This window comes from Sphingomonas sanguinis (genome assembly GCF_001476905.1).
GTDB classification, from domain to species: Bacteria; Pseudomonadota; Alphaproteobacteria; order Sphingomonadales; family Sphingomonadaceae; genus Sphingomonas; species Sphingomonas sanguinis_B.
The window spans coordinates 1-11142 of the sequence record NZ_LDTE01000062.1 but is presented as its reverse complement, the minus strand read 5'-3'; the positions used below and the strand labels follow the sequence as shown (position 1 = coordinate 11142).

Below are 11142 nucleotides of genomic sequence, written 5' to 3'. Positions count from 1 at the left end.
CCCCTCCCCTTCAGGGGAGGGGTTGGGGTGGGGCCTCTCCATCAGGCAACCCGCTTGCCGAAGCGCCCCACCCCCGGCCCCTCCCCTGAAGGGGAGGGGTGAGAAAGCCATACGCAAGCAACAGAAAAAGGGCGCCGGTGGAAATCCACCGACGCCCTTTTCTGATTTCCGGCGCTAGTCCGTCAGTCGCGAATTACGCGGCCTGCGGAAGAGCGGCCTTCGCCTGAGCGACGATCGCCTTGAAGGCCTCGCCCTCGTGCATGGCGATGTCGGCCAGGACCTTGCGGTCCAGTTCGACGCCCGCCAGCTTCAGGCCGTGCATGAACTGCGAATAGGTCAGGCCTTCGGCCCGGACACCCGCGTTGATGCGCTGAATCCACAGACCACGGAAGGTCCGCTTCTTAACCTTGCGGTCGCGATACGCATATTGACCGGCCTTTTCGACGGCCTGGCGCGCGATGCGGATGGTGTTCTTGCGACGGCCATAATAGCCCTTCGCCTGATCCAAAATCCGCTTATGCTTCGCCTTGGTGGTCGTGCCCCGCTTGACGCGTGCCATATCTCTCTATCCTTCCAGAAATCAGTTCAGGCCGTAAGGCGCCCAGGCCTTCACGGTCTTGGTGTCGGCATCGGACAGGACCGAGGTGCCGCGGTTCTGGCGGATATACTTGCCGTTATGGCTGATCAGGCGGTGGCGCTTGCCGGCGACGCCGTGCTTGAGCTTGCCGGTCGCGGTGAGCTTGAAGCGCTTCTTGACGCCGCTCTTGGTCTTGAGCTTGGGCATTTTTTTCCTTTCGCTAGAGCTAAGGCAGAAACGGCCGCGGCAGCCCTGATGGCCGGGCCGTTCGTGTCACCTCGCTCGGGAAGCGCGCCGCATAGACGAAGCCGCGCCGCAATGCAACCGATGCGCGGGCGGAACCGCCGCTTCGCTCGGGCGCTTGGCTATTCCATGGATCAGGCGCAAGCGGCCGACAGCCCTGCAAGTCCCACCGCTGCCCGTTCCGGGTGGCGCCGCTGGGCGATTCGCCTTCTCATCGGCCTGCTGACCGTCCTCGCCGCGATCTGGTTGGTCCTGTTCGTCACCAAGGGCCGTTTTCTGCGCCATCCGTTCGAGTCGATCGTCGGCAAGCTCACCCATCGGACGGTGACAGTCGGCGGCGACTTCCAGCTCTATTTCGCGCCATGGCGGATCAAGTTCGTCGCCGAGAAGATCGCCATCTCCAACCCCGAATGGGCGACGCGGCCGAATCTGTTCACCGCCGACCGGATCGATTCGCGCATCGCGCCGCTGTCGCTGTTGTTCGGCAAAAGGCGCTTCACCTGGCTGGCCTTGACCAATGGCGCGGTCGATCTGGAATGGACGCCCGACCACCGCAGCAACACCTGGACGTTCAGCGAGAAGAAGGGCGGCAAGCGGCTCGAATTTCCGCGCATCGACGTGGCCGAGGTGAAGGGAACGACCGTCCGCTACCGCGATCCCCGGATGCAGGTGACGGCCGATCTGGCGCTGGAGGATTTCCGGTCGCAGGACGCCCGCATCGGCCGCGCGGTCGGGGTGCGCGGCAAGGGGGTGATCCGCAGCACGCCGTTCGTGCTCAACGCGCAGCTGCTCTCACCGGACGCCACCGCCAATCGCGGCAAGAACGAGCTGGTCGCGCGGATGCGCGCGGCGGGCAATGTCGTCGATGTGACGGGCACCCTGCCCTCCATCGCCGACGTCGAGAATGTCCCGTTGCGCACCCATGCGCGGGGCAAGGACCTGTCGACCCTGCTGGAGGTCATCGGCGTCGTCATCCCGCGCACCCGCACCTATGACCTGCGCGCGCAGCTAGTGAAGGACGGTGACGTCTATCGCTTCACTAAGATGAAAGGCACGTTCGGCGACAGCGATCTGGCGGGCACGCTGACCGTCACCCATGGCGAGCGGCTGCACCTCGATTCCACGCTGGCGACCGACAAGCTCGACATCATCGATGCCGCGCCCTTCATCGGCTATAATCCCGATATCGTCGCGACCAAGGGGGCCGAGGCCGCCGCCGCCGCGACCGGCGTCGGGCCGCAGCGCCTGCTGCCCGATGCCGCGCTGCCGGTGGCGACGATGCAGCGGTTCGATGCCGACCTGAAATGGACGATCCGCACCGTGCGGTCGCGCCGGGTGCCGATCTCGAATGTCGACCTGACGCTGGCGCTGGATCGCGGCAAGCTGACCTTGTCGCCGCTGAAGTTCGCGATGGCGCGCGGCGATGTGTCCTCCGACCTGCTGTTCGACACGCGCCAGCGGCCCAGCCTGGTCCGCTACGACATCCGCCTGTCGCCGACCCCGCTAGGGCGGTTGCTGGCGGGCTGGGGCGTGGCGGAGGCGGGAACGACCGGCACGGTCAAGGGCCGCGTCCAGCTGACCGGGCGCGGCGACACGATTCACGATTCGCTGGCGAGTGCGAACGGGCGGATGGCGTTCATCCTGCCGGCGGGCTCGCTGTGGACCAAGAATGCGCAGCTCGCCGAACTCGATATCGGCACCTTCGTCCAGAAGATGTTCGAGAAGGAGCTGAAGGAGCCGGTGCGGATCAACTGCGGCCTGATCGCCTTCACCGTGCGCGGCGGCGTCGCGGCGGCGGACCCGATCCTGATCGACACATCGAAGAACGTCATCACCGGGCGCGGCGGGTTCAGCTTCCGCAACGAAGCGCTCGACATGGCGGTCCGCGCCGATGCCAAGACCTTCAGCCTGTTCTCGGGTCAGTCTCCGGTCGGCATTACCGGCAGTTTCGCGCATCCCGGCATCAACCCGATCAGCGGCGACCTGCTCACGCGGGCGGGTGCGGGACTGGGGCTGGCAGTGGTCGCTACGCCGCTGGCCGGGGTGCTGGCGTTCGTCGATGTAGGGGACGCGAAAGCGGCGGCGTGCGGCCCGGTGCTGTCAGGGGCGCGGGCCAGCGCTCAACGGACGGTCAAGGGTGACAAGCGCGACGATGTCGGGCGCGGCACGACGGCCAAGGCGGAGGACGGAAAAGGCAATCCGGGTGAGGCCAAGGCGCAGCGGAAGAAGTTTTTGGGGATTTTCTGACCCGTGCCCAGCGCAGTGTGACGATACCGTCCATTCTCCTCCATGAAGGGGAGGAGGTGAGCCAATTTCGATCCGAGCTGATGGAAACTAGGCGTAGCCGTTGCAGGAAACCGTCACGATGCGGCGTATGGCGACATCATATTCGACATTGACCTGCATACATCCGCCGTCGTGGATGAAAGGCAAGCTCCGCGCGTTGGAATACCAACGCCGCTGCCCCGCTGGCGTCTTCGCGGCGCGAAGTCGCGCGCGGGATCGAGCGGATGCTGCGATTTCCCTCTTCGTGCAGGGCCGCGACTCGAAGTTCTCGAGCAGAACGTCGCACCCCTCGTCGGCTTTCGGCGGATCGAACGGTAGAAGATATCGAGCGACGACCCTGCCGTCCCCATCGAACGCGTAGTTCCTGCCATAAGCGGACAAAGGCTGCGCACCTTTCGGCAAGGTGATCGTCCGCTCGATATCGTCCATCAATTTCCGCTGCTCGCGGGACGGCACCGGGGCCGCCGACGCAGTCAGAAGCAGGAAAACAAGCGCAGCCAGCGTTCGCATGGGAAAAGCCTACCATATCGGTTTCGCCTCGACCATCGACCGATCCGACAGGCGGCTTTTCGCCTCCCATCAATGATCGTGATGGTGATCCCCGTGCGGCACGTTGCGCAGCGCCTCCAGCACTTCGTCCGTGCGCGCCGGGTCGCCGATCGCGAGCACATGCCCCGCGCTGTCCGCTGTCAGCGGATCGCCGTTCCAGTCGCACATGCGCCCGCCCGCGCCCTCGACCACCGGCACCAGCGCGGCGAAGTCGTGGAGCTTTAGCCCGGATTCGCACACGATATCGATGTGGCCGCTCGCCAGCAGGCCGTAATTATAGCAGTCGCCGCCATAAACCGGCCCCTGGCGGGGGCTGTTGCCGCTGACCGCCGCGACCAGCGCCATGAAGTGCGGCACGTCCTCATCGTCGAACAGGTGCGGGCTGGTCGTCGCAATGGTCGCGCCGTCCAAGTCGCGAAAGGGCCGCGTGCGGGTCGGCTGGCCGTTGAACAGGGTGGGCCGCCCGGCGACACCCAGCCAACGCTCGCCCGCGATCGGCTGGTCGATGATGCCCAGCACCGGCCAGCCATTTTCCACCAGCGCGATCAGCGTGCCGAAGATCGGACGCCCCACGGTGAAGCTGCGCGTGCCGTCGATCGGGTCGAGCACCCATTGCCGCCCGGTCACGCCGTCCTTCACGCCAAATTCCTCGCCGTGAATCCCGTCGCCCGAGCGTTCCGCGTCGAGGATGCGACGCATCGCCGACTCGGCCTCGCGATCGGCCAGCGTCACCGGCGACCGGTCCTCCTTGATCTCCAGCCCCATTTCGCGGCGGAAATAGGGACGGATGGCGGCCCCGGCGGCGTCGGCCAGGCGCAGGGCCAGATCGATATCGGTGACATGTACGGACATGTTAACCCGAATAGGGTAGCCATGATTGATCGGCAATGGACGGCGCGCCGCTTACAGGATAGGCGTTAACCTTGTTTATCGAGAGGACTAACGCGATGAAGGCTTGGTTAGGCGTTCTTCTGGCGGTTGCAGCGGCTGTGCCTGCGACAGCTGCGTTGCGCCCCGGCGCGACCGCGCCCGACTTCACCACGCGCGGCGCGGTGGCGGGCAAGGTCTTTACGCTGCACCTGAAGGAGCAGCTGCGCCACGGTCCCGTCGTGCTGTATTTCTTCCCCGCCGCCTTCACCAGCGGCTGCAGCGCCGAGGCGCGCGCCTTTGCCGAGAAGATCGACGCGTTCAAGGCCGCCGGCGCGCGCGTGATCGGCATGTCGGCCGACCCGGTGGACAAGCTGGCCGCCTTTTCCAAGGCCGAATGCGCGGGCAAGTTCCCGGTCGCGAGCGCCGGACCGGCCATCGTCAAGGATTACGACGTCGCGCTGGGCCGCCAGATCGAAGGCCGCGACATCACCTCGCGCACCAGTTACGTCATCGATCAGCGTGGCCGCGTGGTCTTCGTTCACGATGACATGAATCCGGCCGAGCATGTCGCCACCACGCTGGCGGCGGTGCGCGACCTGAAAAACCGTCGCTGATTTCTCTGTTCGGGGCGCGGACATGAGCTGGGGGGGCCATACGGACAATCGAATGCAGGGGGATATTCAGGAGGCGGTCGCGACATCCGACCGCCTGTTCGACAGGATCGGTCGTTTTCTCGATGACCATCGGCTGTCGCCCGATCCGACGCATTATGCCTTTGTGCATGCGATCCTGACGAAGCCGGACGGCGCCTTGGCCAAGGCGGTGGCGTCGCTGGTCGATGACGGGGTGCGCCTGCATCAGGACGATATCGTCCGGCTGGGTGGCCCGCCGCCCGCACGGCGTCCTGCCCCCGCCCCCGCTCAGCCTGCACGGACCACCGTCCCCCGCACGATCACACCGCCGCCGGAGGCGCAGTCCGACGCGCTGGCCGCGCAGACCCAGAACCAAGTGGAGACCTTTGCCGCGGTCATCCGCGCAATCCAGGCCGACACCTCCGAATTCGGCGCCGACCTGGCGCGCAATGCCGAGGTGATTTCCCGCGGCGAGACGATTGGCCTGGCGGCGCTCGCCCGGTTGACTGGTGCGATGCTGGAACGGGTCAATGCCGCCGAGCTACGGCTGGAACAGGCCACGGCCGAGGCCGAGACGCTGCGCGAAAAGCTGGCCGAGGCGCGGGCGACCGCGCGGCGTGACCCGCTGACCGGGCTGGCCAATCGCCTGGCGTTCAACGAGGCGCTGGGCCAGTGCTTCCAGGCATCGCGCAGCTGTCATCTGGCGCTGTGTGACATCGACCGGTTCAAGCGGATCAACGACGAACTGGGCCATGCGGTCGGTGACCGCGTGCTCCACTCGATCGGGGCGATCCTGGCCGAACAGGGCAAGGGGCATGTCGTGTGTCGGCATGGCGGCGAGGAATTCGCCATCCTGATGTCCAACCTGTCGAACGAGGAAGCCGCCGCGATGATCGAGCGCGCACGCGACGCGGTGCGCGAGCGGCGCTTGCGGGTACGCGAGACGGGGGCGATGATCGGTGAGATCACCTTCTCCGCCGGGATCACCGCCTTCCGCCCCGGCGACACGCAGGAAACGCTGTTCGCGCGCGCCGATGCCCTGCTCTATCGCGCCAAGAACGAGGGCCGCGACCGCGCCTTCAACGACTAGTGATTTTTCGCTATGGGATGGTGGGAATTGCGCACAGCGAATGGTGCATTTTCCCACTTTTCTCGCGGCAGAGAATAATAATCCTATAACTCAATGCCTTAAGAAACTGGCACGCTCTCTGCAAAGTCCCTGGCATCGGTCACCCAATGGATGGGCGACCGGCTTTATCAGGGAGTTCCACCATGTTCGCTTCGTTCCAAACCCGCCAGATCCTCGTTTCGGTCGTCGGCGCGCTTGTCTTTGCCGGTCTGGCCATCACCTCCGCCGCGCCGATCTTCCCGATCGCCTGAATATGACCGCGCTCTACCCCGGCCGGGCTGTCCGATGCCCGGCCGCCCGGTGAGCGATTCCCAAGCCCCCACTCAAGCGGTTGCGACGGACCCGACCGGCCCGACCGGCGCTTCCTCCTCCCGCGAATAGGTGCCCGTCAGCACCCCGGCGGCTAGCACATGCCCCGCCATCGCCTCGACCATCGCGCTGCGGCCCCGCGTAGCACCGCCGATATCGACCACGGCATCCAGCGCGAACAGCTGGAACACATAACGATGCTCGCCATGCCCGCGCGGCGGATCGGGCGGCAGCCAGCCTTCGCTGAAATAGGAATTGCGCCCGACATCCCCGGTCCCCGGCGTGCCCGCGCCGTCCGCGACGATCGCCCCTTCGGCCAAGTCGCCTGCCACGGGCGGCAGGTTCCACACGATGCCATGGACCAGTGGCTGCGGCGTCGGGGCATCGGCGTCCTCCACCAACAGCGCCAGCATCGCGGTGCCCTGGGGCGGATCGCCCCAGACCAGGGGCGGCGACACGCCTGCACCATCTGCGGTGAACCGCTCAGGCAGGCGCGCCATGTCGCCAAAGGCCGGGCTGTTCAGCCGCATCGCAGCGGGCGGGGCCAGCTCAGGACGCACGATGGCCAGCGACTCGACGCCCGCGCGCCAGCCGCTCATCGCCTTGCCCAGCCAGGCGGGCAGATGTTCGAGCATTGCGTATCTCCTATCGTGCGGTCACCGGCACCACGCGCGTGCGCCACACCGTCAACGTGTCGATCGCCCCCCGGCATTCGGTCATCTGCGCCGCTTCGAGCAGGCGAAAGCGCGTGCCGTCCCAGCCAAAGGTCTGCGCATCGCCGCAATCGCCCAGCCCCCGGCCCTTGCCCCAGCTCGACAGGCGACCAGCGGGCGACCATTCGACATTGACCAGGATTTCGGGCTGGCCGGGTTCGGGCCTCTCGCCGAATTGATAGGTGAAATCGAAGCGCGCAGGGCTCAGCCGACCGTCGCGCCAGATCAGCGGCTTGACCAGATAATTATAGGCCCCCGCTCCGCACGACATCAGGACCAGTGTGGACCGCCGGTCGAGCCGATGCGCGTCGGCGCTGAACGGACTGCCGTCATCGACCACACAGCCATAGCGACGCCGGGCGTCGCTGATCGCGGTGGCGGGGATGGCGGGCGCGGCACCGGGCGGCGGCGTGACGATCTGCACTAGGGGCAGCGCCGGGGGGCTGCCCCGATAGCGCGCCGCGCCGCGGGCGATCAGCGCGGTGGTCGTGCCCGCGCGCTTCTGCCGCGCGTCGATATAGCGCAGGGCGGCGGCGGCACCGTTGAGCGAAACGCGGTGATGGGTCGGAGTCATCAGCACGGCGCGCCGCCCCTTGCCGATCGCGGCGACCAGGGCCGTGGCATGTGCGCCCCGCCAAATGCCCTCGCCATCGCGATCGAGCGGGGTGGAAGCGATGGTCCGACCATCGATCCTGACGCTCGCCGTCTTCGCCGTACCGGTCATGTCGCGCACGCGCACCGTCACTTGGCCTGCGCCGTCCCGCGTCACGATCAGCCCGACATCCTGCAGTGCCGAATCCTGGGTCGCGAGTGAGGCGGTCTCGCACGCCCCGCCATTGTCGCACGCGACGATCCAGTCGCGGAACAGCTTCAGCTTTTCCGGCCGGGGCGTATCGGGCACGGCGGCCATGGCCGGTGCGGCGACCAGTGCGATCCATAGGCCCGGGTTCAAGCGCATCATTCCCGATCAACCCCTTTGCTGGCGGTCCCGTTCCGAACCGGATAGGGCAACGCGACCGAGGATATGGGCCAAAGAATCGGGCCGGAAAACAGGAGAGTTTGTGATGAAGTCAGTGGGCGTGATCGGGGCCGGACAAATGGGCGCAGGCATCGCCCAGGTGTCGGCGGCGGCGGGTTATGCGGTCAAGCTGTCCGATGTCTCGGCCGAACGGGCCGAAGCGGGCAAGGCGGGCATCGCCAAGGCGCTGGACCGGCTGGTGACCAAGGAAAAGACGACCCGCGCCGACGCCGATGCGCTGTTGTCGCGGATCGAACCGGTGGGCAGCCTGTCCGCCATGGCGGGATGCGAACTGGTGATCGAGGCGGCGACCGAGCGGGAGGCGATCAAGCGCGCCATCTTCGAGGAGGTCGGCAAGGGGATGTCCGACACCGCGATACTGGCCACCAACACCTCGTCCATCCCGATCACCCGCCTGGCGCAGGCCGCGCCCGACGCGGCGCGCTTCGTCGGGGTCCACTTCTTCAACCCCGTACCCGTCATGGGCCTGATCGAGCTGATCCGTGGCCTCGCCACCTCGGACGAGACGGTTGCCCGGGTCGAAAGCTTCGCGCAGGAACTGGGCAAGCGCGTGGTGCATGCCAATGACGCGCCCGGCTTCATCGTCAACCGCGTGCTGATGCCGATGATCAACGAGGCGATCTTCGCGCTGGGCGAGGGCGTGGCGACCATCCCGGATATCGACGCCGCCTGCCAGCTGGGGCTGAACCATCCGATGGGGCCGCTGACGCTGGCGGATTTCATAGGGCTCGACACCTGCCTGGAGATCACCCGCGTGCTGTTCGAGGGGACGGGCGATCCCAAGTTCCGCCCCGCCCCGCTGCTGATCAAATATGTCGAAGCGGGCTGGTATGGCCGCAAGACCAAGCGCGGTTTCTATGATTATTCGGGCGCGGAGCCCGTGCCGACCCGGTAACCCCTATCCTCCCCGGTACGGGGAGGGGGACCATGCGAAGCATGGTGGAGGGGGATTGCTGCAAGAGACGACCGATGTGGCAAGCCCCCCTCCGTCAGGCCTTCGGCCTGCCACCTCCCCGCGAGCGGGGAGGATTTCAGAACGCGCCGTGGACGCGCACCGCGAGGATCTGGGCCGGGCCACGGTCGCGGTTGTAGCCCGGATGTTCGACATATTGCGCGTCCAGCGTCACCGCGAGCGCCCGGAACAGCGCGACGTCGTAATAGGCCTCGGCAATCTCCTCCGCGCCCGCGTTCGGCAGCTTGCCGTCACCGACCAGCACGCCCAGCCCGCCCGCCGCCAGATAGCGGCGATGCTCCGCAGAAATGCCATTGGCGATCAGCACCAGCCCGACCCGGTCCTGCGCCCGGCCCCAGCCCTGGCCGCTCAGCGACCCGCCAATCTGGGCGGTACGATCGATATCGGTGAAGTCATAGGGCTCGATCGACCCGTCGCTCACCCCGATACGGGCGAACAGGCCCAGCGTATCGGTCAGCGCCTGGTCCATGTTCACATAGCCGCCAACCCGCGTCATCCGCCGCCGGGTGACCGACGGATCGACCGCGCCGCCGGTCGCCGCGGCATAGGCCAGCGCCTCGTCGAAGCGGCTGAACTTGCCGCGATTGCGGAAGAACCCGAAGCGTACCGATCCCGGCCGCCCGGCAACCTGATGGCGATGCTCGACCTCGGCATCGACCTGATACTGGCCGAAGCCATGTTCCAACCGCTCGCCATTGGGAATGGTCGACAGGTTGAACAGCCCGGTACGAAGCGTCCAGGCGCCACGATAGAGTTCACCCGCAATGCCGGTGGTATAGCCCCAGGCATCGGCGGCGTAATCGAAGCTGCCGGTATCGACCGCCGACCAGTTCAGGAAATCGCCGCGCGGGTCATGCGCATAGGCGTTGGTGTCGAACACATCGCCCACCCCGAACTTGCCGATGGTCAGGACGATCCGGTCGACCGAGCGCGATCCGCCCAGCTGGTTGGCCACCTCCGCCACCGTCTCGGACGCGCCGCCCAGGCCGATGGTCTGGCGGAAAAAGGCGCGCTGCAGCCGGAAATAGGGTTCGGACTTGCCGACCTTATACGCCTCGGCGCTGGGGAAACCGGCGACGCCCAGCGTGTTGGACAGGCCGAAGCCCTGGTCGATCTCCGGGTTCACCCACAGCTCGCCGCCCTTCCATGTCCGCGCGCCGATAAAGGCGGTGACGTCGGCGGTCTCCTTCAGCTGGCGCGGTGTCAGGCTGTTGTCGCCGACATAGGGCGAGGCGAAGCCGCCCACGCCCTGCGCAACGAAGGTCGCCTGGCCGTGGATGACGACATCCTGCTGCGGGGCGTCCTGCGCGAAGGCGGGACGCGCGACGAGGAACAGGCCGCACAGCGCGGCCCGCGACACGATCTTGATCATTGATGGTCCCCCTAGATCAGGCCGACGGACGCTCGCGGCGCAGGGCCTGCGGACGGGTGGTGGCGACCGCGCGAAGTAGCCGCGCCCGCTCGAGGGGAACGCTCGCCATCAGCGTGGCGAGGGAATGGGCGCGGACATGCGCGCGGAACAGGGTACGGGTCATGATAGACCTCCTTCGGGTTCATGTGGTCGAGCCCGGCGGAGGTCGGCGAGATACGGCTCTAGCGGGCCGCGCTCGGCGACCCCGTCAGGCCCGTCAGACGGTCGGCAAGGATGTGGACGCCGAAGCGTCTACTGTCCTCGTCGCCGAACAAGGGACTAGATCGGGGCATTGTGATCCTAAGTGTGAGTCGGCTCTTACGGCCGACAGGGCGCGCCATAACGCCCTTGTAAGGGGGATCAACCCCCAATTCCTCCCCGGAACGGGGAGGGGGACCATGCGTAGCATGG

12 protein-coding genes are annotated in these 11142 nt (G+C 66.8%); 4 read left to right on the top strand and 8 right to left on the bottom strand.

Annotated elements, in window-relative coordinates:
* Nucleotides 1–193: 193 nt before the first annotated feature.
* Both rplT and rpmI read right to left on the bottom strand, forming a co-directional pair.
* The gene (gene rplT / locus SB4_RS10415; RefSeq protein ID WP_042488147.1) at nucleotides 194–559 is read right to left on the bottom strand and encodes a 50S ribosomal protein L20; all 366 of its coding nucleotides are present in this window, start codon (nucleotides 557–559) and stop codon (nucleotides 194–196) included.
* 21 nt (nucleotides 560–580) lie between these two features.
* On the bottom strand, nucleotides 581–784 hold the full coding sequence (rpmI, locus tag SB4_RS10410; protein WP_007406658.1) for a 50S ribosomal protein L35: 204 nt from the start codon (nucleotides 782–784) through the stop codon (nucleotides 581–583).
* 165 nt (nucleotides 785–949) lie between these two features.
* On the opposite strand from rpmI, the gene SB4_RS10405 reads away from it, so the two are divergent.
* Nucleotides 950–3067: an AsmA family protein gene (locus tag SB4_RS10405; protein WP_058752507.1), complete on the top strand. Its 2118-nt coding sequence runs from the start codon at nucleotides 950–952 to the stop codon at nucleotides 3065–3067.
* Nucleotides 3068–3154: 87 nt separating this feature from the next.
* Here SB4_RS10405 and SB4_RS10400 read toward each other — a convergent pair whose 3' ends face one another.
* Nucleotides 3155–3616, bottom strand: coding sequence for a hypothetical protein (locus tag SB4_RS10400; protein ID WP_058752506.1), 462 nt, complete (start codon nucleotides 3614–3616; stop codon nucleotides 3155–3157).
* A gap of 69 nt (nucleotides 3617–3685) precedes the next feature.
* The gene (locus SB4_RS10395) at nucleotides 3686–4507 is read right to left on the bottom strand and encodes an inositol monophosphatase family protein (protein ID WP_058752505.1); all 822 of its coding nucleotides are present in this window, start codon (nucleotides 4505–4507) and stop codon (nucleotides 3686–3688) included.
* A 95-nt stretch (nucleotides 4508–4602) separates the two neighbouring features.
* Here SB4_RS10395 and SB4_RS10390 point away from each other — a divergent pair, with 95 nt between their 5' ends.
* Nucleotides 4603–5139: a peroxiredoxin gene (locus tag SB4_RS10390; protein WP_058734985.1), complete on the top strand. Its 537-nt coding sequence runs from the start codon at nucleotides 4603–4605 to the stop codon at nucleotides 5137–5139.
* 52 nt (nucleotides 5140–5191) lie between these two features.
* Nucleotides 5192–6247 (top strand): GGDEF domain-containing protein, encoded by a 1056-nt coding sequence (locus SB4_RS10385; protein ID WP_058752504.1) that lies wholly within the window; start codon nucleotides 5192–5194, stop codon nucleotides 6245–6247.
* A gap of 362 nt (nucleotides 6248–6609) precedes the next feature.
* On the opposite strand, the gene SB4_RS10380 is transcribed toward SB4_RS10385, so the two are convergent.
* Both SB4_RS10380 and SB4_RS10375 read right to left on the bottom strand, forming a co-directional pair.
* Nucleotides 6610–7230 carry a YbhB/YbcL family Raf kinase inhibitor-like protein gene (locus SB4_RS10380; protein WP_058752503.1) on the bottom strand — a complete coding sequence of 207 codons (621 nt, stop codon included), beginning with the start codon at nucleotides 7228–7230 and terminating at the stop codon, nucleotides 6610–6612.
* A gap of 10 nt (nucleotides 7231–7240) precedes the next feature.
* Nucleotides 7241–8269, bottom strand: a complete 1029-nt coding sequence (locus tag SB4_RS10375) for a DUF1176 domain-containing protein (protein WP_058752502.1) — start codon at nucleotides 8267–8269, stop codon at nucleotides 7241–7243.
* 103 nt (nucleotides 8270–8372) lie between these two features.
* Here SB4_RS10375 and SB4_RS10370 point away from each other — a divergent pair, with 103 nt between their 5' ends.
* Nucleotides 8373–9242, top strand: coding sequence for a 3-hydroxyacyl-CoA dehydrogenase NAD-binding domain-containing protein (locus tag SB4_RS10370; RefSeq protein WP_058752501.1), 870 nt, complete (start codon nucleotides 8373–8375; stop codon nucleotides 9240–9242).
* 136 nt (nucleotides 9243–9378) lie between these two features.
* Here the strand turns inward: SB4_RS10370 and SB4_RS10365 are convergent, their stop codons facing one another.
* Together SB4_RS10365 and SB4_RS20000 are read right to left on the bottom strand one after the other, a co-directional pair.
* Nucleotides 9379–10692, bottom strand: coding sequence for a carbohydrate porin (locus SB4_RS10365; protein WP_058752500.1), 1314 nt, complete (start codon nucleotides 10690–10692; stop codon nucleotides 9379–9381).
* A 16-nt stretch (nucleotides 10693–10708) separates the two neighbouring features.
* A complete protein-coding gene (locus tag SB4_RS20000) occupies nucleotides 10709–10855 on the bottom strand; it encodes a hypothetical protein (protein ID WP_156477934.1) in 147 nt (48 codons plus the stop codon).
* Between the last annotated feature and the right edge of the window lie 287 nt (nucleotides 10856–11142).